The organism is Pseudomonas sp. RW10S2, from assembly GCF_014268985.1.
GTDB lineage: Bacteria > Pseudomonadota > Gammaproteobacteria > Pseudomonadales > Pseudomonadaceae > Aquipseudomonas > Aquipseudomonas wayambapalatensis.
Window position 1 is genome coordinate 1 of the sequence record NZ_JABWRO010000096.1, and the last position, 23,901, is coordinate 23,901.

Here is a 23,901-nt window from a genome sequence, read left to right on the forward strand (position 1 = left end):
CACCTCCTATTTGGGCCTCATTATGAGGCTTGGAGGTGTCTACGAAACCAGGGGCGATTCACTGCCAGAACCAAAGAAGATCAGCGCCAGCCTAGCTTGAACAAGCATGTATGGTTAGAAAGCGGGTGGGTGTATGGCTATCGCAAGATTCACGATGAACTGAGAGAGCTAGGAAAGATCTGCGAACGAAATCGAGTCGGTCGCTTGATGCAGGCAGAGAGGCTGCGTTCGCAAACGGGCTATCGCCGTCGTCCAAGGGTTAAAGGCGCAGAGCCAGCAGTAGTATTGCTCAACCACCTTGCCCGGAAGTCCAGGGGCAGTGAGCCGAACGATTTATCATGCCAAGAGTGAGAAAGTTTTTGTGGAAGTCATTTGATTTCGCTATAAGGTTTGGCTTGAGTTTTGCGTTCGCCTCTTTTCGAGTTGCTTCTTGCCAAGCCTTGTTATGACTACAGTCTCCCCAAAAGCTCAAAAAATAAATCACCTAGCTTGATTCAATTTTGCAAATAATTGATAGCATTGATCCTGCTCAATTTTACAAGCCGTTACCTGGCGATTGAAAGATTAAGTTCGGCAACTAAAGAGTGTAAGTGGGTCTGCGGTGTTTTTTGTTCGGTTGCCTGCATCAATAATGGTTTATTTTTGCGGACTAATATTTCTACTCCATAAAGTGCGACCATAGGTATGGCAGGAAGTCACTATGGTTCATAAAAATATGATCCGCACTTTCGCACTCAGACGTCCACTGGGCAAGCACGCTCATTCACTAATGCCCTGAACTGTGTTTCTGTAAGTGGAATCTTTATTTTCTTTCCGTTACGGGTAATGGTGTGCCCTGAAAGCGTCATCACCTCATGGCCGGTCGCGGTAAAAATGGCACTCATAGGGTTTTTATTGAAAGGCGATACCTCTTCAAAAGTAATAATATGTCTGCTCCTCTCCAGTTCCCCAATGGAGGCGCGCCGGTAATCGATAGCGAAGCGGTATCCAATACTCCACTCTGTTGCCTCTCTTCGCTTATAGTTCAGGTGATAATACGAGGCCTCTTGCACGATCCGATATTCACTCCCGCCATACTCGACGACCTCACCATCCAGCGGCACCGACAAACGGGGACTATTCAACCCAAGGCCGATATCTACCACCCACACACGGGCATTCCACTCGACAATATTCAGAACGTGAGTGTCGGAGAAAGCGAACCACTGTTTTTCCGCATTATCGTAAATCGTGGCGGTAATCAGGCTGGCTACTAATCCACACTCCTCCATCACCAGGTGCAGCAGTGGGTTGAGTTCGTAGCAGAGGCCACCTTGCCCCTTGGTCAGAATTTTCTCGATAATGTAGGCTTGGCTCAATTGAATGTCAGGCGCATCGAAAACGCTCAAATTGTCGAAGGGCAACGAAATCAGGCTGCTGGCAATCATGCGGTTGATACCGTCATGATGCCAATCCATCGTTTTAGTCCAACCGATACGGCGGAAAAAAGCCGCGCTGATCCTGTTCATGACTCCACCTCCGTGAGTTACGATTCGCGAGCAATAAATGAGCGTAACACAGGTGCAATCACATTAGCCAGCACCTCGACATTATTCTTTACCAGAGCGAACGGTAAAGCCCCGGTATCCACGTGAGCCAGGAACTGTTGCTGCCTGTATAGCTGATACTGATACTTCATTTTGGCAAGGATCGTTTCAGGCGAGCCAATCATCATTGCATTATCAATCGCCAGCGAGTGGCGAAGGAAATCGATGGATACCGAATCAGAGCGTAATTCTCTCATCATACCGTTGAAATAAGGGTGAAACTCTTCAACCGCCTGCTCGTCGCTCTGCGCGGTATGAAACCAACTGGTCGTGGTGATGGGCATGTCCTCCATCTTATGACCTGCGGCCACGGCCGCTCGTCGGTAAGCGTCGATCGCCGTTTTAAAGCTCAGGGAACTCCCAGCCAGAGTGGTCATCACCATCGACAAACCTCTGTTCGCTGCGGCAATTGCACTACTGCTGTGGCCACCAACGGCGTGCCAAATTTTTAGTTTTCCATGCAGTGGCTGCGGGTAGATCCGCGCATTTGTCAGAGGGGCGCGAAACCTTCCCTGCCAGTTGATCGGCTGTTGCTGTGCACTGGCTTCATTGATCATTGTAAGCAGCTCGAGCTTTTCATCAAACAGTGCTTCATAATCGTTGGGTGAATACCCCAGCAAGCCAAAGCCGCCGATCCGCGAACCACGACCAGCCACGATCTCCGCGCGCCCATTCGAGATCAGGTCCAGTGTGCTAAAATCCTCATACACCCTTACCGGGTCAAGGGTACTGATTACGCTGACCGAACTCATCAAAGTAATGTTTTTTGTCGCTTGTGCCACAGCTCCCAAAATCACGGTATGCGCTGAGCTGACAAATCCCTTTTCGTGACTTTCACCCAGTGCATAGATATCAAGACCGGCCGCTTCAGCCTGCATGGCCATGTCGATTAAATGCCTGACCCGTTCCTGTTCCGTGGATTTCTTACCGGTTATCGGATCTGTCAGATGGGCACCGATAGATGAGATGCCGATTTTGAATGGTGATGTATTGTTATTCATAATGAACTACTCAACGAATTCTTTCTTGCTGCTCAACAGGCAGAGGGGCTGGTTAGCTACCGATCTGCCATTGATTATTTGAGCAGGCCTAATTGCTTCATAAAGGAGCAGCCATCGTAAATAACCACTCATCGTTCAGTCCCTTTCTCATTCCAGTGGCAAATCGTCGCCATTTCCATTTCAGGGAGTTTACCAGTTGGATAAGTCAATGTGTCATCCTCCAACACCATCGGTTCTTATTTGAGCGGATGACGGCCTCAACGCTATGATGCCTCCAAGCGCCCCTGGCCTCGATGTACTGGGTTACTTTTTGCCGCACCGTGTAAATCAATTCTGCAGGAAACTGTCTTCCAGCATCAAGCCTCCAGATCATCGTCAGCACCAGGCGATAATGAACTCATTTCATTCAAGCATAGACCCGCCTAATGCCATTTCTGATCCTTTTTCTCGACTTTGACCCTTGAAAGTATCATTTCTGTCATTTCCTAAAGGCCAATTATTCGCAAAAACCTCTAGGGAAACTCCGAACAAGTTGCTCATCAGCCGAAAATGGGCGGATTGAGGATGCCGAAAAGCCCGATTTTCAGAAGCTGATTATTGGATAACCAAGGCAACGCCTTGGTTATCTGCCCTCACGGGCGCACCTCTCCCGCAGCAGGCAATAATTGCCGGCGCACCATCCACAGATTCGATAGGGCAAACAGCGTGGTCAGTTGCGCCGTGTTCTTGGCCAAGCCACGGAAGCGGGTTTTCACATACCCGAATTGACGTTTGATCACTCGGAATGGATGTTCCACCTTCGCTCGCGCCTGCGCTTCGACCTTCTCGATCTTGCGCCTGGCTTTGTAGAGCACGCTGCGTTTGCTCAAGTGCTTGTAGGTGCTACGACGAGCCGCAATCTGCCAGATCACTGGCCGCCCTTCATGCTCCGGTCGTTTCTCCACGCCGGTATAACCCGCATCGGCACAGATGACATTTTCGTCGCCATGCAACAGGTGAGCGACCTCCGTTACATCAGCCACATTCGCCGCAGTGCCGTGGACGTGGTGCATCAGGCCCGACTCGGCATCGGCACCGATATGCGCCTTCATGCCGAAGAAGTACTGGTTACCCTTCTTCGTTTGATGCATCTCAGGATCACGCTTGCCGTCCTTGTTCTTGGTCGAACTGGGTGCGTGGATGATGGTGGCGTCGACGATGGTGCCCTGGCGCAACGACAGGCCTTTATCTCTCAGGTAATTGTTGATGGTCTCCAGAATGCCCGACGCCAGTTGGTGCTTCTCCAGCAGGTGCCGGAAATTCATGATCGTCGTGTCTTCGGGGATCGGAGCGCTGAGCGTCAGTCGCGCAAACTGGCGCATCGAAGTGATCTCGTACAGAGCCTCTTCCATGGCTGGGTCGCTCAGCGAGAACCAGTTCTGCAGCAGGTGAACACGCAGCATGGTTTCCAGTGGGTACGGCTTGCGACCACCGCCGGCCTTTGGATAGTGCGGCTCGATCAATGCCACCAAACCGCTCCACGGTACCACCTGTTCCATCTCGGCCAGGAAACGCTCGCGACGGGTTTGCTTTCGCTTACCGGCGTACTCGAAATCGGAAAAGCTCATCTGACTCATGTAATGGCGGGCTTGTAGAGGGCAGTTGGACGAAGGGCTATTTCAGCACAGGTCAGATGGCCTGTGCTGACTTGATCGGAGAATCCCTAAAAACATCTCAAATAGAGCTGGCCCTGTTCACCCTCGAGAATACCGTTTCCGTAAATAATAACTGACGAAAAAATTACCCAAGTGAGTGGAGAGGAATGGATTTCATTAAAGGTGTCAAGTCATCCTGACATCGTGTCTACGTTTCGTGACAAGTGGCCGACGGCTTTGCCAGTTTCTGGAGAAGGGCGTACTATTTGCGACAAATTTGGTCGGAGATTGATATGTCGTTATACAGCGCGGGCGTCGAGTACGGCATTCACTGCCTGCTGTTTCTCATCGACGAGCGCGGCGACAGCCGCGAGTCCAGCGTGCGCGATCTCGCCGAACTGCAAGGGGTGCCGCAGGAATACCTGGCCAAGGTCTTCACCAAGTTGGCGCGTGCCGGGCTGGTGGCGGCCACCGAAGGCGTGCGCGGCGGTTTTCGCCTGGCCCGGCCTTCGGATGAAATCACCGTGCTGGATATCGTCAATGCCATCGATGGGCCGAAGAAGATCTTCGATTGCCGCGAGATCCGCGAGCGCTGCTCGCTGTTCGACGGCACGGCGCCAGGATGGGCAACCGAGGGCACCTGTGCCATCCATGCGGTGATGCTCAGCGCGCAGAAACGCATGGAAGAGGCACTGGCCCAGCAGACCATCCTCGACCTGGCGCGGCGTTTCGGGCGCAAGGCGCCGGCCGAGTTCGGGCAGAAGGTCAACGACTGGATGAGCGAGCGGCGCGATGGCAAGGGTGGGGCGGCGGAAATCGCGCTCAAGCAGCTCTAGTCGGTGGCGCTCCCGTAAAACACTGCCAGCCAGACTGTCGTCGCATCGGCTTGCGTCCACTCTACGCGGTGCCTGCAATGTGGCGGGATATCCAGGTGGTCGCCCGCCTTTAGTATGCGTGTTTCGCTCTCGTGCTCCAGGCGTAACCCGGCGCTGCCGCTGAGTACCACAACCCACTCGCCTTCGGCCTGGTCGTACCAGAAACCGGGCGGGCTGCATTGGCCGCTGGAGACGATGCGCTCGATGCGCAGTCCCGGGCGGCGCAGCAGCTCGTCGAATTGCTCGGCTGTTGCAGGGTCGAGCGGGGGCAGGGGGCTGAACAGGTTGTCGGGCATGGACGTTTGCCTTTCTTGATTCCGGACTGTGATTGTAGGAAGGTTCCGGGATTTTCTGCACGGAACCACGCCAATGGACAAGCTGCTAGCCATCAAGATGTTCATGGCGACTGTTGAGGCTCAGGGCTTTTCCGCTGCCGGCCGAAGGCTCGGGGTCGCGACCTCGTCGGTGACGCGCCTGGTCGATGCGTTGGAAAGCGAGCTGGGTACCAGCCTGCTCAACCGCTCGACCCGGCAGGTCAGCCTGACCGAGGCGGGCGTCGGCTACTATCAGCGCGCCCGCGCTATCGTTGCGGCCCTGGCCGAGGCCGATGCCAGCGTCGCCGATCGTGGACAGGAACCGGTGGGCGTGCTCCGCCTGTGCCTGCCGGTGGAGTTCGGGCGGCGGATGATCGCGCCACACCTGGGGCGCTTCATGGCCCGCTACCCCGCGCTGGAGCTGGATATCGACCTGAGCGATCGCTTCGACGATTTGCTTGACGGGCGCTATGACCTGTCCATTCGCCTGGGTGATCCGGCGCCGAGCGACGAGCTGGTCAGCCGGACCCTGGGCACTTTCGAGCGCTGGCTGGTGGCCAGCCCGGACTACCTGGCCAGCCATCCTGCGCTCGAGCACCCCGCGCAACTGAGCGAGCATGCCTGCTTGCGCTTTCGCTATGGTGGCCTGGGGCGACCGTGGCAACTGCGCCAAGGTGATGAGCTGATCGAGGTGGATGTGACCGGGCCCTTGCGCTGCGCCAACTCCGATTTACTGCGCGAGGCGGCGGTGGCGGGCAGTGGTGTCAGCCTGCTGGCTGACTGGTTGGTACGTGACGATGTCACTGCCGGGCGTCTGGTGCGGTTGTTCCCGGGCTGGCAGGCCAATCCGATCGCTGCCAGTGGCAATATCAACGCCTTGTATCTGCCCAACCATCGTTGGTCGCGGCGGGTAACGGCTTTCATCGAGTTCTGCGAGTCGTTGCTCAGGCCTTGAACGTGGTGGCGTTGCGCCTGGCGCAACGGCGCTTTGCGCTGTGGCCCGATTCCCTCGGCAGGCCCTGGCCGCTAAGGTGCGTCGCATGTCTTGCCATGTGTGAAGAATCTGAAATGACTGCTTCTTTAGCGACATCCTCTACGTCCGGCACATCACTGAGCCGAGGCCTGGTGACGCTGCTGGCGTTCTGCTGTGGTGCCATCGTTGCCAACATCTACTACGCCCAACCCATCGTCGGCCTGATTGCGCCTGACCTTGGGCTGTCCACCGAGCGTGCCAGCCTGATCGTCTCGCTTACCCAGCTGGGTTACGCCCTGGGCCTGCTGTTGCTGGTGCCGTTGGCCGACCTGGTGGAGAACCGTCGGCTGATGATCGCCACGGCTGTGCTGTCTTGCGCCAGCCTGCTCCTGGCGGGCAGCAGCGGGCATGGCCAAGGTGAGCTGTTTCTCGGTTATGCCTTGCTGATCGGCTTCAGTTCGGTGGCGGTGCAGATGCTGATCCCACTGGCTGCGCATCTGTCGCCGGAGCAACAGCGTGGCCGGGTGGTGGGCAACATCATGGGTGGCCTGCTGTTGGGCATCCTGCTGGCACGGCCCTTGTCGAGCCTGGTGGCCGATCACTTCGGCTGGCGTGCCGTGTTCCTGGGGGCGGCGGTGCTGATGGCGGCAATCGTCGTGCTGCTGGCCGTGACCCTGCCGCGACGTGTGCCGGAGCACAAGGCCAGCTACGTCGAGTTGATGGCCTCGCTGGGCGGGCTGCTTCGGCGCTACCCGTTGCTGCGCCAGCGTTCGCTGTATCAGGGCCTGATGTTCGCGACGTTCAGCCTGTACTGGACCGCCGTGCCCCTGGCGCTGGCGACCGAACATGGCCTGTCGCAGAGCCAGATCGCGTTGTTCGCGCTGGTGGGCGCGGTGGGCGCGATTGCTGCACCGATTGCCGGTCGCCTTGCCGATGCCGGGCATGCGCGCCAGGCGTCGTTGCTGGCCTTGGTGCTGGCGCCAGTGTCGCTGCTGTTCGGATTGAGTGCGCCGGGCTACAGCGTGATCGGCCTGGGGTTGACCGGGGTGCTGCTGGACTTCGCCGTGCAGATGAACATGGTGATCGGCCAGCGTGAGGTGTACGCGCTGGACCCGGCCAGCCGTGGGCGGCTCAATGCCGTGTACATGACCAGTATCTTCATCGGCGGTGCGCTGGGGTCGGCGGTGGCCAGTGCCTTGTATGCGGGTTATGGCTGGAATGGCGTGGCGCTGGTGGGCGCGGTATTGCCGGGGCTGGCGCTGGTGATCTTCCTGATGGTTGCGCGACGGGCTTGAACCACCCTTCGGTAGGCGCGGGCCAAGTCGCAGCGGCGAACCGCCGCTCCTGTCGAGGAGCAGGTTACGCCTGCATCTCTTTGATCAACGCCCACAGCCGTGGGTCATTGTAATCCTCGATCACCAGTTGCGCGCCGGCCTGCAGCAGGCGCTCGGCTGGTTGGGTGGTGGCCAGGGCCACGGTGAAGATCCCGGCGTCGACCGCCGCTTTCACGCCGGGCAGTGAGTCCTCGAAGGCCAGTGCCTGCTCTGCCTTGGCTTCCAGGCGCTGGAGGCCGGTGAGGTAGGGCAAGGGGTCGGGCTTGGGCCGGGCCAGCTCGTCGGCCACCAGCACATGCTCGAAGCGCTTGCCCAGGCCCATGGCCCCTAGCATGTGCTCGGCATTCAGCCGTGGGGCATTGGTCACCACGCACATGCCGATGCCGTGGCGCTCGGCGTGGTCCAGCAGGCGCAGCAGGCCCGGCATCGGCTCGAGCGTGGGCGACATGTCGCGGAACAACGCCTCCTTGCGGTCGGCCAGAGCCTTGCACTCAGCTGCATCGGCCTGGGGGAACAGCTCCTTGAACAGCAAACCGTTGGAACGCCCGCTGACCTGGGCGTTGAATTGCTCCTGGGTCAGTTCGCGGCCGTCGTACTCGTGCAGCAGCTTGCGAAATGCCTGCAGGTGGAGGGTGTCGGTGTCGGTGAGGGTCCCATCGAGGTCGAACAGCAGGGCGGTCAGCATCGGGCATCCTGGCAGTGAAGAAACAATTCAGCAGCAGCCATCATACCTGTATTGATCGATGACCGGTCAAGGGCCTCGACATCACGCCATGGGCAGTCGCAAGGTGGCTGCCAGCCCTTTGTGCGGTCGATTTTTCAGTCGCACCTGACCCCCAAGGCGATCGATGATAGTCGCCACTATCGAAAGACCCAGACCTGCGCCGTTCGTGGTGTTACGACTGTAGAACCGTTCGAAGACACGGGAAAGACTCGCTTCATCGATACCCGGGCCTTCATCCTCGACCACTAATTCGAAGGCGTTGTCCAGGCGCTTGAGTGACACGATGATGCGGCCTGCCGGCGGTGAATGCTCTACCGCGTTGGACACCAGGTTCTGCAGGGCGATGCCCAGCGCGCCAGCATCGATCACCAAGTGATGGTCGCCTTCGTCGATCTCCAGGGAGGGCTCCAGCCCCCGGTCCAGTATCCATGGGGTCAGATCGGCCAGTGTGTCGGCGACCACTTCGGCCAGGTCTACGCGGGTAGTCGCACGCTGACCCAGCCGGGGCTCGACGCGGGCCAGTGTCAGCAGCTGATTGACCACTCGCGTCAACCGATCGACCCCGCCCATGAGAAAGCCCAGCGCTTTTTGCCGCTCGCTATCGTTACTGGCAGCCAAGGCGTTCTGTGCATGCAGGCGCAGGACCGCCAACGGCGTGCGCATTTCGTGGGCGGCATCGGCGATGAACCGATGCTCGCGCCGTAGCAGGTCCTTGATCTGGGCCAGCAAGCGGTTGATGGCGGCCTGCATGGGCTCAAGCTCCGAGGGCAGGGGCACCAGTTGCAGAGGCTCCAGCGAGTCGGCGTGACGCCCGCGTATGACATTGGCCATGTTCTGGAGCGGTCCAAGTCCCCAGCCAATGGCGGCCCAGACCAGCAATGCCAATGCCAGGCTGCCGAGTAGAAAAGGCAGCAAGGTGTGACGCACGATGCGGTCGATCAGGTCGTAACGTACGTCGTCACGCTCGCCTACCCAGATCACCCAGTGTTTCTCCGGCACCGGTAACACGAAACCACGCCACTGTTCGCCAGCGGAGGTGAAATCGGAGAAGCCCGCCGCAGTTGGAGGCGGCATCGCCGGCGCGCTGGGGGTATGCACCAGCAGGCCTGCCCCCTCCTGCCACACCTGGAAAGCCAGTTTGCTTTCATACGGGTGCCCGACCTGATGCCGTCCTGCCTTGCTCAGAGCCTCGTTGAAGGCCTGATACAGCACTTCCCGTGAGCCTTCCTGCACCGGCATGTTCATGACGCCCTGTAGCAGGCGAGCATTCTGGGCGAGGTGGGCGTCATAGACTTCGTTAATCTCGCGGCGGCTGTCGTGATAGTTGTAGAGCGCCAGCAGGCCGGTGCCCAGTAGCAGCAATAGCATCACCCGCCAGAGTGTGCGTTGGCGTAGCGAAGTCATGCCTTCGCCTCGACCAGGTAGCCGATCCCGCGCACCGTCCGAATCAGACCGTTGAACAGCTTCTTGCGCAGGTGGTAGATATTGACCTCCAGGGTATTGCTCTCGGGCTCTTCGTCCCAGCCATACAGTAGCTGGGTCAGGCGTTCACGGGTGAAGACCCTGCCCGGTTGCGCCAACAGTTCGTGCAGCAGCAGGTATTCCTTGGGGGTCAGCACCACCTCGTTACCTTTGTAGTGCACTTGCTGGGTGGCCGGATCGAGGCTGACGCCTGCATGCTCGATCAACAGCTTGGCGCGCCCGGCGCTGCGCCGCAGCAAGGCGCGCAAGCGCGCCTTGAGCTCGTTGAGGTCGAAAGGCTTGACCAGGTAATCGTCAGCGCCGGCATCGAGGCCGGAGATACGGTCGTCCAGTGCATCCCGTGCCGTGAGGATCAGCACCGGCAGGCTTTCGCCGCCGGCGCGTACCCGTCGCAACAGTTCCAGGCCATCCATGCGAGGCAGACCAAGATCCAGAATCACCAGGTCGAAGCTCTCATGTTGCAGCGCATGCAAGCCACTGACACCGTCACGAAGCCAGTCCAGGGTGTAGCCCTCCTGGCGCAAACCGTCACAGATCCCTTCACCCAGTGCAATTTCGTCTTCAACCAGCAGCAGCCGCATGCTCAGTCCTGTTTGTCCTTGATCATTTTCATTAAAGCATCGATATCGCCGCGCCGACCTTGGTCAGCCAACTCACGTCCTGGTCGCGGTGGGGCTTGCAAGGCTTTGTGCAGGGCTTGAGTGGCTTCAGGATAACGCTTCTGCCGGTAGAGGTGATCGGCCCAGAAGTAGTTGCTGTCGATCCCGTTGGGGTTGATCTGCAGGGCTTGGCGCAGCAAGGCGTCTGCCTTGTCGGAATCGCCGAACCCGATCGGCCAGCCAGGCACTTGGTCGTATAGCGTGCCGAGACTGGTGTAGGCCGAACCCTGCAAGGCGTTGGGGTCCAGTTTCATGGCTTGTTCCAGGCTGGCCTTCGCCGCCTTGACCTTGCTCAATGCGCCAAGGCCACCTGTAGCCCCGGCCCAGCTGCTGTTGATGATGCCTTGCCAGATCAAGGGTTCAGGGGTGCCGGGGTACTGATGCACGAACGTGGCGGCATCGCCAGCCAGCTTTTCAAGCGCGTCGGCGCGTTTTTCCTTGGGCAGTTGATACTGGATCTGCGCCCAGCGCTGCTGCAGGCTGCTCAGGTGTTCGGAGCCGGCTTGGTCCAATGCCCAGGTCAAAGGTGTGAATGCCAGCAAGCTGGCGACGAACAGGCGCTTCATTTGATTGACTCCTTGGAGTGGTTACCGATATAGCGGCGAATGACGGGCAGTTGCTTGCGTAGCGCCCGATCGACGATGCCTGGCAGCATGCTGTTGATTCGCACGAAGAGTTTTTCCGGCCAGCCCAGGTATACCTCGCTGCGCTCGGACTCCACGGCCTCGAGCACAGCGCGCGCGACATCTGCCGGGTCGTCCATGCCGACCTTCAGCGCCTGGTTGAGCGCGGTCGCGGCGCTGCTGTTCATGGCGGTATGAGTTGCCCGTGGGGCGGCGTACAGGACGTTGACCGTGGTGTCGGCCAGCTCACGGCGTAACGCCTCCGAGAACCCGCGCAAGGCGAACTTGCTGGCGCAGTAGGTGGCGTAGCCCGGATAGCCGATCGATCCATAGGTTGAGCCGACGTTGACCACCAGCGCCTTGGGCTGAGCACGCAGCAGTGGCAGGCAGGCACGTGTCAGTTGCAGCGGCGCCTTCAGATTGATGTCCAGCAGTTCGTCGAGCGCCTGCTCGTCCAGCTGATCGAGCAGGGCGAAGCTGTTCACGCCAGCGGCGTTGATCAGCACGTTGACGTGGCCCCTCTCGCGGGCGCGGGCGACCACCTGTTCTCGCCCCTCTCGTGTGCGCAGGTCGGCGGCTTGCCAGTACAGACGGTCCGGGTATCGGTTCATCAGGCTGGCCAGCTTGCCCATGTGTCGGCTGACGGCCAGCACCTGGGCACCGGCAGCGCACAACTGCTCGGCCAGCTCCAGGCCAATGCCGCCACTGGCGCCGGTAAGGATCACGACAGATTCAGGCAAACGCATGATTCACCTCATGCTGCCCAGCGCGTGGCAAGCCTTGGAACATCTCGGTGTACAGGCGATAGACGACTTTCGCTGCGTGGATGACGGCCTGTTGATCCGCAGCATCGTCGAGACGGTCCATCAACTGTTTGTAGGTCTGCATGTGGCCCTGGTCGAGCGCACCATGGGAGCTGAGGTAGCTGAACGCTTGGTTAGGCAGGCCCAGGGTGCTTTGGATGGTGCCCGCCGCCTGGGTGGCCAGGGCGATGCTGGTGCCTTCGAGCACGTTGACCATGCCGAACAGGCCGACCGGGTTGCCGCGAGCAATCAGGTCGTAGAGGTAGGCGACCATCAGCTCTATCGACAGTGCCGGTCGACCATCACGTACCGCTTCCCAGTCACCGCCGCACGCCTTGATGTCGTTGAGAATCCACTGCTCGTGGCCGTACTCCTCCTCGATGTATTCGCACACCGCGCCGCGCAGCCACTCCAGCCGCGACGGCAAGCGTGCGCCACAGGCCATCATCAGTGGAACGGTGTGACGAACATGGTGGTAGGCCTGGGTCAGGAAGGCGACATAGCTGTCCAGGCTGACCTGGCCGGCCAAGGCTTCACGGATCACCGGCACAGCGAACAATGCCTGGCGTTGTTGGGCTGTCTGTGTTTGCAGGGTGTCGAAAAAGGACATGGTAGACCTCACAAAGAAATGTCGGATAACAACGTGTGGTAACGCTTCAGGATCGCCTCGCGCCGAGGACGGCCATTGGCAGTCAGGGTCTCGTCATGGATGCTCAGTGGGCTCGGCAAACGGCGCCATGCAGACACTCGGGCGTAATCGGGCAGTTGCGCGTTGCAGTGCTGCACGGCTTGCTCGATGGCTTCATCGCTGGCGGTGGGGTCCAGTGGCCACAGCAGTGCCAGGTTGTGCGGCAAGGCTTCGCCATGTACGAATGCCTGGGCGATGACGCCGCTCTGGGTCAGCTCGGCTTCAACCCACTCTGGGTTGACGTTGCGCCCGAAGCTGGTGATGAACTGGTGTTTCTTGCGCCCGTTCAGGTACAGGTAGCCCTCGTCGTCGAGGTGGCCGAGATCGCCGGTCGCCCACCATGACTGGGTAAACGGGGCGTCCTCCAGGTAGCCAAGCAAGGTCGAGCCGGCCACCAGCACCTCGCCGTCCTCGGCAATGCGCACCTGCACGTGGGGCAATGGCTTGCCGACGCTGCCAGGGCGAATGGCCCCCGGACGGTTCAGCGCAACCACAGACGCGCATTCCGACAGACCATACCCTTCGAACACCGGTAGCCCGACCGCTTCGGCCCGTGCCAGCAGGCTTGGCGATACCCGTGCACCGCCCACCGCGACTAAACGCAGTGGGCCAACGCGCATCAGTCCGCGCTCGATGGCCATGACCAGCCCCATCAGCAATTGCGGTACGAGTATCAGGCTCTGCGCACCGCTGAGCGCAATGACGCCCAGCAGCCGCTTGAAGTCGACCTGGCTCGCCCCGTTCATGCCCAACTGCTGCTGCGGATATAGCTGTACACAGGCGCCCGCCATCAGTGCGGCGTAGACGCCAATATTCTCCAGCAGCACACCCACTGGCAGCACTGCCAGATAGTGCAGTGTTTCGGCTGGTCGGCTGGCAGCTTCCAGCTCGCGCGCTACACGCAGTATGGCTTCGGCGCTGAGGCAGACACCTTTGGGGTTGCCGGTGCTGCCAGAGGTGTAGGTGATCTTGGCTGTGCCATCAGGCAATTGCGCGCAGGTCGCGTTTTCGCGTACCCAGAACTCACCATTCTGGACAAATCCCTTGTCTAGCAGATGCGGCGTCCACTGCGTCGTGCACAACACGGCTGATGCACCGCTTTGGACAATGCAGTGATCGAACTGCGCCGCACTGAAGAACGACGGCACGATCACGCAGGGGCGCTCTGCGAACAAGGCCGCCAGATCCCAGAACAACAGCTCAGGGCCGTTATCCAGGGCCAGTACCAATGTACCCGCAGGTTGTCGATGCAGCACCTGAGCGCGCAGCTCCACCTCTGCGAGCAATTGCCGATAGGTGTAACGGTCAGTCGCACCCTTGACCGCCACGGCACCTGCATGATCACGTGCGAACGACATCAGTTGCTCGCGGAAACGCTCCAGTTCACGCAGCATGACCGGCCTCCCTGGCAATCGCGGGAAAGCCCAGTCGTTGGAATACGCCGGATCGGGTCAACGCGTCGAAGCCATCGCCGATGCGCCCGACGAACACCTGGGGGCGTTGGTCATAGTAGGTCCCCCATTGGTCTACCTGGCCTGGTAAGCGGTTTGGGTCGGCCGACGCCAGCACGGTGGGTGTCAGCCCTAGCCGCCGAAAGCTGTTGATCAAGGTCGCGGCGCCGGTGAATGCGACCCACTCAAGGCCACGGATGGCAAGCAGCCAGGTGATGGCAATGATAATGATGCGGGCGCTGCCGGCGCTGAGCGAAGCCAGGTTGCCTACCTCGACCATGCAGGCGCGGCTTGGCGAAGTGCCTGTGAGCTGGGAAACGGCGGCCTCCAAGGGCATGTCCAGATACTTTTCGAGGAAAAGCGGACCCTCGCAGGCGGGGCGCATGCCTGCAGCTGCGATCAGTTGGCCGTGACTGTCCTGCAATGCCAGCAGCTCTGGCAGGTAATGCTGCACATCGGCCTGGTGCACGGTGGCAAAACATTGGTGGATAAAGTGCTCCAAGTCCTTGCGCGTGGGGTCATCCGCTCGATGAAGCGACAGGTGCGCGCGATGATCCGGGTGATTGCCGATAGCGAGTGGGAGCAGGCTGCTCCATTGAGATTCGGTCATGAAACTCCCCCCAATTGGGCTTGACGGGGTGGATTATCGGTATCGAATCTGAATGGAATCTGAAGTGGTGCGTTCGATGTCGGTTGCGCGCCACAGGGGCGCTGTTCGAGGGCGTCGGCCTGGGCAAAGACCCGAGGTGCGGCGACGAAGGGGGCTGTTCAGTGTTCCTGGAAAAGAGTACAAATGTGCTCCATGGACAAATTATCCCCCAAACGCCGCGCCATTCTCGAATTCATCCGCGAGCGCATCGCCGACCACGGCCAGCCGCCGAGCCTGGCCGATATCGCCGAGCGCTTCGGTTTTGCCTCGCGCAGCGTGGCGCGCAAGCACATCACCGCCCTGCATGAGGGCGGCTACATCGAGGTCACGCCTAACCAGGCGCGAGGCATTCGCCTGGCCGAACCGCTGCGCCGCCCGGAGATCCTCGAGATTCCGGTGCTTGGCCGGGTCGCCGCCGGTGCACCGATCGGCCCGGACCTGGGCATCCACGAACAACTGCTGATCGACCCCAGCCTGTTCCGCCGCACGCCCGACTACCTGCTCAAGGTGCGGGGCGATTCGATGATCGGCGACGGCATCCTCGACGGCGATCTGGTTGGCATTCTCCAGCAGGCCGATGCCCGTGACGGGCAGATCGTCGTCGCGCGGCTCGATGGCGAGGTCACCATCAAGCGCCTGCAACGGGTGGTTGGCGGCTATCGGCTGTTGCCGCGCAACCCGGCCTATGCCCCCATCGACGTGGGCCCCGAGCACGACTTCTGCATCGAAGGCGTGTTCTGCGGCCTGCTGAGGCGTGACTGATGGGCGCGGTGGTCGATCTCGAGGGGCTGCTCGACCAGCGCCGAATCTGGCGTGGGCGGCAGGTTCAGGCGCGCCCGCTCGGCCTGCAGCCCACCGGTCATGCCGTGCTGGACGAGCGTCTGCCTGAGGGGGGCTGGCCGTCGGCGGCGCTCAGCGAGTTGCTGCTGGCCAGCCCCGGTTGCGGTGAGCTGCAGTTGCTCTGGCCGACACTCGCCCGGCTGAGTGGCGAGGGTGGGCGGGTGGTGCTGGTGGCGCCGCCATTCATTCCCTACGCACCGGCCTGGCAGGCGGCAGGCGTCGATCTGCGCTGGCTGGCGCAGGTCGCGGCTGAGCCGGACGATGCCCTGTGGGCTGCCGAGCAGTGCCTGCGCTCTGGCAGTTGTGCCGCGGTGCTGTGCTGGCCGGAACGCACCGACGACCGAGCGTTGCGCCGCCTGCAGGTGGCCGCTGAAACCGGCGATGCGCTGGCCTTCGCCTGTCGATCCCAGCAGGCGGCACACAACCCGTCGCCTGCGGCTTTGCGTATCGCCATCGATACGCGTCCGGCACAGTGGCGCGTGCTCAAGTGCCGTGGCGGCCTGGTGCCGGCCACGCCCATCGCTGCTCCCGGACGAGGCTGATGCGCCATGCTCTGGGCCTGCATCCTGCTGCCGCAACTGGCGCTGGACACTGTCCAGCGCGGACGGGACGACGCCGATTCACCACTGGTATTGCTGGGCGGCACAACTCAACGGCGCGTGTTGCAGGCGGTCAATGCGGCGGCCGCCGACCTGGGCCTGCGCGCCGGGCAGACGTTGGCTGCCGCCCGGGCCCTGGCTGACGGCTTCACCTGTGTCGAGGCCGATCCGGCGCGTATCGATGAGGTACAGCAACTGTTGGCGGCCTGGGCCTATCGGTTCAGCGCCCAGGTCAGCCTGCACTATCCACGTGCGTTGTTGCTGGAGGTGGGGTCGAGCCTGCAACTGTTCGGTCCGTGGTCGAGTTTCGGGGCGCGCCTGCGTACAGAGCTGCAGGGGCTCGGCCTGCGCCATCGAATTGTGCTGGCGAGCAACCCGGTGGCGGCACGCATGCTGGCCAACGGGCACGATGGCTTGGCGCTGACCTGCGCCGAGCAGACGCGCGCGGCATTGGCGAACATGCCTCTGGACCGGGTGGGCTTGCCTGCCGATGCCGCCCAAGCCTTCTCGCGCATGGGCTTGCGTCGGCTGGGGGAGGTCATGGCCTTGCCGCGCGCTGCCCTGGCCAAGCGTTTTGCTGCGCCTGTGCAGTTGCACCTGGACCAACTCTTCGGCCAGCGTGCGCTGGGGCTGGATTTCTATCAGCCGCCAGACCGCTTCGAGTCCAGGCTGGAGCTGAATTTCGATGTGGAATCGCACCAGGCGTTGTTGTTTCCCCTGCGCCGGTTGATCAACGATCTGGCCGCCTTTCTTGCCGGGCGTGACTGCGGCGTGCAGCGCTTCGACCTGCATCTGGAGCACGCCGAAGGGCCGGATACCGTGCTCAAGGTCGGCTTGCTGGCGGCCGAGCGCGAAGCGGCGATGCTCTTCGAACTGGCCCGTGGCCGGCTGGAACCGCTGCGCATTCCGGCACCGGTGCGCAACCTGCGCCTGCTGGCCGACGACCTGCCACCCTTCGTGCCTCAGCATCGTGCGTTGTTCGACCCGCGCGCGCAGCAGGCCCAGCCCTGGGAACAGTTGCGCGAGCGCCTGCGGGCGCGGTTGGGGGACGAGGCGGTCAAGGGCCTGCGCGCCGAAGCCGATCACCGTCCCGAGCACGCCTGGCAGGCCAGCGAGCAGGGCGCGGCGGGCAGCCTGGCGGTCGCGCCCGGTAGTCGTCCTGGCTGGTTGCTGGCCCAGGCCCTGGCCTTGCCCGAGGGCGGCCTGCAATGGCTTGGCCAGGCCGAGCGCATCGAGTCGGGCTGGTGGGATGGCGGCGATGTGCGCCGTGACTACTACCGCATCGAAACCCGCGAAGGGCTGCGCGGTTGGGCCTACCGCGACCTCGCCCAACCCGGCCCCCTATGGCTGCAGGGCTGGTTCGCATGAGCCTGCCTGAGTATGCCGAGCTGCATTGCCTGTCGAATTTCAGTTTCCAGCGCGGCGCCTCCAGCGCCGACGAGCTGTTTCGTCGAGCCCATGAGCAGGGCTATCAGGCCCTGGCAATCACCGACGAATGCACCCTGGCCGGTATTGTCCGTGCCTGGCAGGCAGCCCGTGAGCATGGCGTAAGGTTGATCGTCGGCAGCGAAGTGCAGGTGCAGGACGGGCCGCGCCTGGTGCTGCTGGTGGAGAACCTGACCGGCTACCAGAGCCTCTGCGCGCTCATCACCCGCGCGCGGCGCCGGGCAGAGAAGGGTGAGTATCGATTACTGGCCGAAGACCTGCAGGCCCATTGCGCAGGCTTGCTGGCGCTGTGGATCGCTGACGACCCTGGCGACCCCGAACCCGGTCGCTGGTTGCAGACACTGTTCCCCGACCGCCTGTGGCTGGCGGTGCACCTGCACCGTGGCAGCGACGACGCATCGCGCTTGCAGCGTTTGCGTGTCCTGGCCGGGCAACTGGCGATTCGCGCCGTGGCCTGTGGTGACGTGCACATGCATGTGCGTGGCCGTCGCGCCTTGCAGGATTGCATGACCGCGATCCGCCAGCACTGCACGGTGGCCGAAGCCGGTGGCTACCTCTACCCCAATGGCGAACGTCACCTGCGCAGCCGCGAACAACTGGCCGAACTGCACCCCGGCGACCTGCTGGCCGAAACCCTGGTCATCGCCGAGCGCTGCCGCTTCGAGCTGAGCGAGCTGAAGTACCAGTACCCCCGTGAGCTGGTCCCCGAAGGCCACAGCCCGGCGAGCTGGTTGCGTCGGTTGTGCGAGCAGCGCCTGGCGATACGCTGGCCGCAAGGCGCGAGCGCCGAGGTGTACCAGGCCCTCGAAGGCGAGCTGGCGCTGATCGAAGAGTTGGGGTACGAGAGTTACTTCCTCACCGTCCATGACATCGTCGATTTCGCCCGTCGGCAGAACATTCTCTGCCAGGGGCGGGGATCTGCCGCCAATTCGGTGGTGTGTTTCGTGCTGGGGATCACCGAGCTCGACCCGATGACCCACCGTCTGCTGTTCGAGCGTTTCCTCTCACGCGAACGCAACGAGCCGCCTGACATCGACGTGGATTTCGAACACGACCGCCGCGAAGAGGTGATTCAGTACGTGTTCAGGCGCTATGGCCGGCACCGCGCGGCACTTACGGCGGTGGTCAGCACTTATCACGCCGCCGGCGCCGTGCGTGACGTGGCTCGGGTGCTGGGCCTGCCGAGCGACCAGGTGGATGCCCTGGCCAAATGCTGCGGGCGCTGGAGCGACCGCATCCCCGATGCGCAGCGCCTGGCCGAGGCCGGCTTCGAGGCGCAGAGCCCGTCGTTGCGACGCATCCTGGTGCTGGCCGGCGAGCTGATCGGTTTCCCTCGGCACCTGTCGCAGCACCCTGGCGGCTTCGTGATTTCCGAACAGCCATTGGACCAGCTGGTGCCGGTGGAGAACGCCGCCATGCCCGAGCGCACGGTGATCCAATGGGACAAGGACGACCTGGACATGGTCGGCCTGCTCAAGGTCGATGTGCTCGCCCTGGGCATGCTCAGCGCCCTGCGCCGTTGCTTCGATCTGCTCCGGCTGCACCGTGGCCGCGAGCTGACCCTGGCCAGCATCCCCCAGGAAGACCCGGCCACCTACGCGATGATCAGCCGCGCCGAGACCATGGGTGTGTTCCAGATCGAGTCGCGGGCACAGATGGCCATGCTGCCGCGCCTTAAGCCGCGCACCTTCTACGACCTGGTCATCGAAGTGGCGATCGTGCGGCCCGGGCCGATCCAGGGGGACATGGTGCATCCGTATCTGCGGCGGCGTCTGAAGCAAGAGCCGGTCACCTATCCTTCGGAAAAGCTCAAGGCGGTTTTCGAGCGCACCCTCGGCGTGCCCTTGTTCCAGGAGCAGGTGATGGAGCTGGCCATGGTTGCAGCCGACTACACCCCGGGCGAAGCCGACCAGTTGCGCCGCAGCATGGCGGCGTGGAAGCGTCATGGCGGGCTGGAGCCGCATCGCGTGCGTTTGCTCGAGGGCATGTTGCGCAACGGTTACGAGCTGGCCTTTGCCGAGCGCATCTTCGAGCAGATCAAGGGCTTCGGCAGCTATGGTTTTCCCGAGTCCCACGCCGCCAGCTTCGCCTTGCTGTGCTATGCCAGCAGTTGGCTCAAGTGCCACGAGCCGGCGATCTTCACCTGCGCGTTGATCAACAGCTGGCCCATGGGCTTCTACAGCCCGGACCAGCTTTTGCAGGAGGCGCGTCGGCAGGGCATCGAAGTGCGACCGGTGGATGTCGTTCACAGCCTGTGGGACTGCACCCTGGAACCGCAGGGCAACGGCGCCCTGGCGATTCGCCTGGGGCTGCGGCAGGTCCGCGGTTTCGGCGAAGACGACGCCCGGCGCCTGGAGCAGGCGCGGGCGCAGCAGCCATGGCGGGATGTCGAGGATCTGTGCCTGCGTGCGTCCCTCGACAGCCGCGCCCGCGCGCGCCTGGCCGATGCCGGTGCCTTGCGTGCCCTGGCTCGCGATCGCCATCAGGCGCGCTGGCAGGTCGCTGCCGTGCAGGCGCAACTGCCGTTGTTCGCTGGGGTCGAGTCTGCGCCTGAGAGCGAAGTGAGCTTGCCGGCGCCGAGTGTGGCCGAAGACCTGTTCGCCGACTACGCGACCCTTGGCACCACACTTGGCCCGCATCCCTTGACGCTGCTGCGTTCACGCCTGCGCGCGCTGGGTTGCCGCAGCTCCCGTGAGCTGGATGGCTTGAGCCATGGCGACAGTGTCGCCGTGGCCGGCATCGTCGTAGGTCGCCAGCGCCCCCAGACGGCCAGCGGCGTGACCTTCGTCACCCTGGAGGACGAGTTCGGCATGCTCAATGTGGTGGTGTGGCGGGATCTGGCCGAGCGACAGCGGCGAGCCCTGGTGGGCTCGCAACTGCTCAAGGTCAGTGGTCGGCTGGAGCAGGAAAATGGTGTCAGACACTTGATCGCGCGGCGGTTGGAGGATGTCAGTGGGTTATTGCGGGGGCTGGATGTGAGGAGTCGGGATTTTCATTAGCCTTCCTCACCCTCGCCTGACATGCCGCACCAACACCTTCTCCAGCAACTCCCACATCCCGGGATCCGTGCTGAACGCCACATTGAACCGCATCCACCCCGTGGCCTGCGCATCGACCATGAACAACTGCCCAGGCCCAAGCATGATCCCCTGTTCCAGCGCATCGTCCAGCAATGCCGCACTGTCGGGGATGGCCGGGTGGCGGGTCCAGATGTACATGCCTTCATCCGATTCGATGAACAGCTCGAAGCCCAGCCGATGCAGGTGCCGACCCACTTCCTGATGCGCTTCGGCCAGGCGTTGGCGCAGGCGCTTGAGGTGCTTGCGCCAGCGACCGTCGATCACTGCGGCGTACACCACGCGCTCCATCACCTGCGAGGTGGTCAGCCCTGAACGCATCTTCAACTGCAACAGCTGCTGCATCACCTCGGCTTCAGCCACCAGGTAGCCCACCCGCACGTTGGGCGAGATGCTCTTGGAGTAGCTGCCCACGTATACCACCTGCTGCAGATGGTCGAGGCTGGCAAGGCACGGCTGCGGCTCGGCGATCATGTCGGCGTAGAGGTTGTTCTCCACCAGGCGCAAGCCATGCTGCGACGCCAGTTGCAGCAGGCGGTGCAACTGCGCCAGCGGCGTGCGCGAACAGGTCGGGCTGTGCAGGTGTGGCTGGGTGAAGAACACTGTCGGGCGATGGTGGGCGAGCAAGCGCTCCAACTGGTCGAGGTCGTAGCCCACCGGTGTGCGGGGCACGCCGACCAGGGTCGCGCCCTGAAAGCGCAGGATGCTCATCAGGTTGGGATAGCCTGGGTCGTCCACCAGCACCACGTCACCCGGTCGCACCAGGGTGCGCACCGCCAGGTCCAGCGCCTGGCTGGCGCCATGGGTGAGCATCAGTTGCGCAGGGCTGGCGACGATCGACAGCTCCTGCTGCAGGTTCTGTGCGGTCAGCGCGCGCAGTTCGGGCAAGCCCATCGGGTCACCATAGCCAGACAGCTCCAGCGGGCTGCCGGCCACCTGGCGCATGCCGCGACGCAAGCCGTCTTCGTACATCCAGTCGTTGGGCAGCCAGCCGCAGCCGGGTTTGAATGGCAGTTGGCGGGTCTCGAAGATCTGTTGCAGGTACCACTCGGAGTTGAACGATGGTCGGGTTGTGTCAGCTTGCGGGGTGTGCGTGTCGAGCAACTCGCCCGCCGAGCGGCTGACGAAGAAACCCGCATTGCCGCGACTGACCAGCAGCCCCTGGGCCACCAGGCGGTCGTAGGCTTCGACCACGGTGAAGGTACTCACCGAGTAGGTCGAGGCGAACGCGCGGATAGACGGCACCTTGGCGCCGGGCTTGAGGGTCTGGTTGTCGATGAGCTCGCGCAACCCGTCAATGATCTGGTTGACCAGCGGGGTAGGGGAGTCCGGATGTAGTCGCAGCATGGGGTGCCTTCAGGTGTGCGTAACGCCAAGCGCCTGCAGGGTGTCGCGGGTGTATTGCATTGGCGGCCTGTACAGTGCAGTGCGAGTTTCATGCCACTGTGCATGGCTCTATGTGGCGGACATTTTTACATTAGGTGTCAGATATCGCCAGATGCAACACGTTCAGTTCGCCCGAGCGGCAACCCTCGGGCGCGTCAGCAGGCCGCCATGGAAGGTCTGCGTGTGTTCCTCACACCTCCTGCCCGCAATAGCGCTGATGTACAGGTGAGGCCGATAACCATCGGGGTTTCACAGTTTTTCCTTGGATAAAAAGAAGCACGGGGTACACAACTGATGGACGCAACATCCACATCCACCACCTCCGCGGAAGGCGGGCACGAGAGCAAGCTCAGTGCCTCGCTCAAGTCGCGCCACCTGACGATGATGTCGATCGCCGGGGTCATTGGCGGCGCCTTGTTCGTCGGCTCTGGCAGCGTGATCCACAGCGCCGGCCCAGCGGCTGTCCTGGCGTACCTCGCCGGCGGCATCCTGGTGGTGCTGATCATGCGCATGCTCGGCGAGATGGCGACCTCCTCGCCGGACACCGGCTCGTTCTCCACCTATGCCGACCGCGCCATCGGGCGCTGGGCCGGTTTCACCATCGGTTGGCTGTACTGGTGGTACTGGGTCATCCTCATGGCCTGGGAAGCCTACGTGGCGGGCAAGATCCTGCATGGCTTCTTCCCCGACGTCAGCGTCAACGTGTTCGTGCTGGCGACCACCTTGCTGCTGATCACCGTGAACTTCTTCAACGTCAAGCACTACGGCGAGTTCGAGTTCTGGTTCGCCTTGATCAAGGTGGTGGCGATCGTCTGCTTCCTGGTGGTGTGTACCGCCGCCGTGATGAACGTCTGGCAGTTCGGTGAGGTGCGCGGCATCACCCACCTGACCGCCGAAGGCTTCATGCCCAACGGCATCACCACGGTGATCGGCGCCTTGCTCGGGGTGATGTTCGCCTTCCTCGGTGCCGAAATCGTGACCATCGCGGCTTCGGAAGCGAAGGACCCGGCTACCCAGATCGTCAAGGCCACCAACTCGGTGGTGTGGCGTGTGTGCCTGTTCTACGTCGGCTCGATCTTCCTGATCGTCTGCCTGGTGCCGTGGAACGATCCGCACCTGGGCGTTTCCGGTTATGGCGCCTACCGCCGCACCCTGGAACTGCTGGGTGTGCCGTATGCCGAGCTGCTGATGAACTTCGTGGTGTTGACCTCGGTGAGCAGTTGCCTGATCTCCGGCCACTACACCGCTTCGCGCATGCTGTTCTCGCTGTCCCAGCGGGGCGATGCGCCGTCGTTCTTCAAGATCACCCGCGCCGGCACCGGTGTCCCGGTGTACGCAATCCTCGGCTCGTGCGCCGTGGCGGTGGTCTGCGCGCTGATCAACTTCAGCGAGACCCTGCGCCCGAAGGACGTGCTGGAAACCCTGATGAACACCACTGGCATGATCGCCCTGCTGGTGTACCTGGTGATCGCCTTCTCGCAACTGCGCATGCGCCGCAAGCTGATCGCCGAGGGCCGCGAGGTGCGTCTGAAGATGTGGCTGTTCCCCTGGCTGACCTACCTGGTGATCGCCTTCATCGTTGCCGCACTGGTGACCATGGCCTTCATGCCTGACTACCAGATTCTGGTGATCTCCACCGGTATCGCCGCAGCCATCGTGGTGGCCATGGGTGTGGTACACCAGATCCGCAGCGCCAAGCGTCACTGACCGCTGCCGGGCTGTACGGAAAACGCGGCCGGTTCCCCAGGGGGCCGGCC

21 protein-coding genes and 1 pseudogene are annotated in these 23,901 nt (G+C 62.0%); 9 read left to right on the forward strand and 13 right to left on the reverse strand.

What is annotated here, in order from left to right:
• Window positions 1–330, forward strand: a pseudogene (locus tag HU729_RS19015) (IS3 family transposase); the annotation flags it as partial.
• Between the two features lie 404 nt (window positions 331–734).
• Here the strand turns inward: HU729_RS19015 and HU729_RS19020 are convergent.
• The 3 genes from HU729_RS19020 to HU729_RS19030 all read right to left on the reverse strand — a co-directional run bounded on the left by HU729_RS19020 (window position 735) and on the right by HU729_RS19030 (window position 4,203).
• The gene (locus tag HU729_RS19020; protein WP_186663868.1) at window positions 735–1,508 is read right to left on the reverse strand and encodes an arylamine N-acetyltransferase; all 774 of its coding nucleotides are present in this window, start codon (window positions 1,506–1,508) and stop codon (window positions 735–737) included.
• A 17-nt stretch (window positions 1,509–1,525) separates the two neighbouring features.
• Window positions 1,526–2,587, reverse strand: coding sequence for an LLM class flavin-dependent oxidoreductase (locus tag HU729_RS19025; protein WP_186663869.1), 1,062 nt, complete (start codon window positions 2,585–2,587; stop codon window positions 1,526–1,528).
• A gap of 632 nt (window positions 2,588–3,219) precedes the next feature.
• Window positions 3,220–4,203 (reverse strand): IS5 family transposase, encoded by a 984-nt coding sequence (locus HU729_RS19030; RefSeq protein WP_186711252.1) that lies wholly within the window; start codon window positions 4,201–4,203, stop codon window positions 3,220–3,222.
• Window positions 4,204–4,514: 311 nt separating this feature from the next.
• Here HU729_RS19030 and HU729_RS19035 point away from each other — a divergent pair, with 311 nt between their 5' ends.
• On the forward strand, window positions 4,515–5,057 hold the full coding sequence (locus HU729_RS19035; RefSeq protein WP_186663871.1) for an Rrf2 family transcriptional regulator: 543 nt from the start codon (window positions 4,515–4,517) through the stop codon (window positions 5,055–5,057).
• On the opposite strand, the gene HU729_RS19040 is transcribed toward HU729_RS19035, so the two are convergent.
• Window positions 5,054–5,392, reverse strand: coding sequence for a cupin domain-containing protein (locus HU729_RS19040; protein ID WP_186663872.1), 339 nt, complete (start codon window positions 5,390–5,392; stop codon window positions 5,054–5,056). The genes HU729_RS19035 and HU729_RS19040 overlap by 4 nt on opposite strands.
• A 73-nt stretch (window positions 5,393–5,465) precedes the next feature.
• Here HU729_RS19040 and HU729_RS19045 point away from each other — a divergent pair, with 73 nt between their 5' ends.
• Window positions 5,466–6,365, forward strand: coding sequence for a LysR family transcriptional regulator (locus HU729_RS19045; protein WP_186711253.1), 900 nt, complete (start codon window positions 5,466–5,468; stop codon window positions 6,363–6,365).
• Window positions 6,366–6,478: 113 nt separating this feature from the next.
• Entirely contained in the window at window positions 6,479–7,678 is a 1,200-nt protein-coding gene (locus HU729_RS19050) for an MFS transporter (RefSeq protein WP_186711254.1), read from the forward strand.
• Between the two features lie 64 nt (window positions 7,679–7,742).
• Here the strand turns inward: HU729_RS19050 and HU729_RS19055 are convergent, their stop codons facing one another.
• The 8 genes from HU729_RS19055 to HU729_RS19090 form a co-directional block, all read right to left on the reverse strand.
• Window positions 7,743–8,402: an HAD-IA family hydrolase gene (locus HU729_RS19055; RefSeq protein WP_186711255.1), complete on the reverse strand. Its 660-nt coding sequence runs from the start codon at window positions 8,400–8,402 to the stop codon at window positions 7,743–7,745.
• A gap of 81 nt (window positions 8,403–8,483) precedes the next feature.
• Window positions 8,484–9,845, reverse strand: coding sequence for an ATP-binding protein (locus tag HU729_RS19060; RefSeq protein WP_186711256.1), 1,362 nt, complete (start codon window positions 9,843–9,845; stop codon window positions 8,484–8,486).
• Complete coding sequence (locus HU729_RS19065; protein ID WP_186663880.1) at window positions 9,842–10,504, reverse strand: response regulator; 663 nt, start codon at window positions 10,502–10,504, stop codon at window positions 9,842–9,844. Before HU729_RS19065 ends, HU729_RS19060 begins: the two co-directional genes overlap by 4 nt.
• Before the next feature lie 2 nt (window positions 10,505–10,506).
• On the reverse strand, window positions 10,507–11,148 hold the full coding sequence (locus HU729_RS19070; RefSeq protein ID WP_186663882.1) for a hypothetical protein: 642 nt from the start codon (window positions 11,146–11,148) through the stop codon (window positions 10,507–10,509).
• On the reverse strand, window positions 11,145–11,951 hold the full coding sequence (locus HU729_RS19075) for an SDR family oxidoreductase (protein ID WP_186663884.1): 807 nt from the start codon (window positions 11,949–11,951) through the stop codon (window positions 11,145–11,147). The genes HU729_RS19070 and HU729_RS19075 overlap by 4 nt, the downstream gene beginning before the upstream one ends.
• Complete coding sequence (locus HU729_RS19080; RefSeq protein ID WP_186663886.1) at window positions 11,938–12,618, reverse strand: iron-containing redox enzyme family protein; 681 nt, start codon at window positions 12,616–12,618, stop codon at window positions 11,938–11,940. Before HU729_RS19080 ends, HU729_RS19075 begins: the two co-directional genes overlap by 14 nt.
• An 8-nt stretch (window positions 12,619–12,626) precedes the next feature.
• Window positions 12,627–14,090 (reverse strand): AMP-binding protein, encoded by a 1,464-nt coding sequence (locus tag HU729_RS19085; protein WP_186711257.1) that lies wholly within the window; start codon window positions 14,088–14,090, stop codon window positions 12,627–12,629.
• Complete coding sequence (locus HU729_RS19090) at window positions 14,080–14,757, reverse strand: thermostable hemolysin (protein WP_186663890.1); 678 nt, start codon at window positions 14,755–14,757, stop codon at window positions 14,080–14,082. Before HU729_RS19090 ends, HU729_RS19085 begins: the two co-directional genes overlap by 11 nt.
• Before the next feature lie 183 nt (window positions 14,758–14,940).
• On the opposite strand from HU729_RS19090, the gene lexA reads away from it, so the two are divergent.
• From lexA to HU729_RS19110, 4 genes are read left to right on the forward strand one after another with little or no spacing between them, the layout of a single operon-like run.
• Window positions 14,941–15,558, forward strand: coding sequence for a transcriptional repressor LexA (gene lexA / locus HU729_RS19095; protein WP_186711258.1), 618 nt, complete (start codon window positions 14,941–14,943; stop codon window positions 15,556–15,558).
• On the forward strand, window positions 15,558–16,178 hold the full coding sequence (gene imuA / locus HU729_RS19100; protein WP_186711259.1) for a translesion DNA synthesis-associated protein ImuA: 621 nt from the start codon (window positions 15,558–15,560) through the stop codon (window positions 16,176–16,178). Before lexA ends, imuA begins: the two co-directional genes overlap by 1 nt.
• Window positions 16,179–16,184: 6 nt before the next feature.
• Complete coding sequence (locus HU729_RS19105; protein WP_186711260.1) at window positions 16,185–17,603, forward strand: DNA polymerase Y family protein; 1,419 nt, start codon at window positions 16,185–16,187, stop codon at window positions 17,601–17,603.
• A complete protein-coding gene (locus HU729_RS19110) occupies window positions 17,579–20,680 on the forward strand; it encodes an error-prone DNA polymerase (RefSeq protein ID WP_202883563.1) in 3,102 nt (1,033 codons plus the stop codon). The genes HU729_RS19105 and HU729_RS19110 overlap by 25 nt, the downstream gene beginning before the upstream one ends.
• A 6-nt stretch (window positions 20,681–20,686) precedes the next feature.
• On the opposite strand, the gene HU729_RS19115 is transcribed toward HU729_RS19110, so the two are convergent.
• Window positions 20,687–22,105: a PLP-dependent aminotransferase family protein gene (locus HU729_RS19115; protein WP_054891567.1), complete on the reverse strand. Its 1,419-nt coding sequence runs from the start codon at window positions 22,103–22,105 to the stop codon at window positions 20,687–20,689.
• Between the two features lie 333 nt (window positions 22,106–22,438).
• Between HU729_RS19115 and HU729_RS19120 the strand changes: the two genes are divergently transcribed.
• Window positions 22,439–23,851: an amino acid permease gene (locus HU729_RS19120; protein ID WP_186663902.1), complete on the forward strand. Its 1,413-nt coding sequence runs from the start codon at window positions 22,439–22,441 to the stop codon at window positions 23,849–23,851.
• The last annotated feature ends 50 nt before the right edge of the window (window positions 23,852–23,901 follow it).

Excerpts from the sequence above, each read along its gene's own strand:
- HU729_RS19045 (WP_186711253.1), top strand. The coding sequence starts at position 5,466 with ATGGACAAGCTGCTAGCCATCAAGATGTTCATGGCGACTGTTGAGGCT.
- HU729_RS19120 (WP_186663902.1), top strand. The coding sequence starts at position 22,439 with ATGGACGCAACATCCACATCCACCACCTCCGCGGAAGGCGGGCACGAG.
- HU729_RS19055 (WP_186711255.1), bottom strand. The coding sequence starts at position 8,402 with ATGCTGACCGCCCTGCTGTTCGACCTCGATGGGACCCTCACCGACACC.
- HU729_RS19030 (WP_186711252.1), bottom strand. The coding sequence starts at position 4,203 with ATGAGTCAGATGAGCTTTTCCGATTTCGAGTACGCCGGTAAGCGAAAG.
- HU729_RS19075 (WP_186663884.1), bottom strand. The coding sequence starts at position 11,951 with ATGCGTTTGCCTGAATCTGTCGTGATCCTTACCGGCGCCAGTGGCGGC.
- HU729_RS19035 (WP_186663871.1), top strand. The coding sequence starts at position 4,515 with ATGTCGTTATACAGCGCGGGCGTCGAGTACGGCATTCACTGCCTGCTG.
- HU729_RS19110 (WP_202883563.1), top strand. The coding sequence starts at position 17,579 with ATGGCTGCAGGGCTGGTTCGCATGAGCCTGCCTGAGTATGCCGAGCTG.
- HU729_RS19115 (WP_054891567.1), bottom strand. The coding sequence starts at position 22,105 with ATGCTGCGACTACATCCGGACTCCCCTACCCCGCTGGTCAACCAGATC.
- HU729_RS19105 (WP_186711260.1), top strand. The coding sequence starts at position 16,185 with ATGCTCTGGGCCTGCATCCTGCTGCCGCAACTGGCGCTGGACACTGTC.
- HU729_RS19020 (WP_186663868.1), bottom strand. The coding sequence starts at position 1,508 with ATGAACAGGATCAGCGCGGCTTTTTTCCGCCGTATCGGTTGGACTAAA.
- imuA (WP_186711259.1), top strand. The coding sequence starts at position 15,558 with ATGGGCGCGGTGGTCGATCTCGAGGGGCTGCTCGACCAGCGCCGAATC.
- HU729_RS19080 (WP_186663886.1), bottom strand. The coding sequence starts at position 12,618 with ATGTCCTTTTTCGACACCCTGCAAACACAGACAGCCCAACAACGCCAG.
- HU729_RS19060 (WP_186711256.1), bottom strand. The coding sequence starts at position 9,845 with ATGACTTCGCTACGCCAACGCACACTCTGGCGGGTGATGCTATTGCTG.
- HU729_RS19050 (WP_186711254.1), top strand. The coding sequence starts at position 6,479 with ATGACTGCTTCTTTAGCGACATCCTCTACGTCCGGCACATCACTGAGC.
- HU729_RS19025 (WP_186663869.1), bottom strand. The coding sequence starts at position 2,587 with ATGAATAACAATACATCACCATTCAAAATCGGCATCTCATCTATCGGT.
- lexA (WP_186711258.1), top strand. The coding sequence starts at position 14,941 with ATGTGCTCCATGGACAAATTATCCCCCAAACGCCGCGCCATTCTCGAA.
- HU729_RS19085 (WP_186711257.1), bottom strand. The coding sequence starts at position 14,090 with ATGCTGCGTGAACTGGAGCGTTTCCGCGAGCAACTGATGTCGTTCGCA.
- HU729_RS19065 (WP_186663880.1), bottom strand. The coding sequence starts at position 10,504 with ATGCGGCTGCTGCTGGTTGAAGACGAAATTGCACTGGGTGAAGGGATC.
- HU729_RS19040 (WP_186663872.1), bottom strand. The coding sequence starts at position 5,392 with ATGCCCGACAACCTGTTCAGCCCCCTGCCCCCGCTCGACCCTGCAACA.
- HU729_RS19070 (WP_186663882.1), bottom strand. The coding sequence starts at position 11,148 with ATGAAGCGCCTGTTCGTCGCCAGCTTGCTGGCATTCACACCTTTGACC.
- HU729_RS19090 (WP_186663890.1), bottom strand. The coding sequence starts at position 14,757 with ATGACCGAATCTCAATGGAGCAGCCTGCTCCCACTCGCTATCGGCAAT.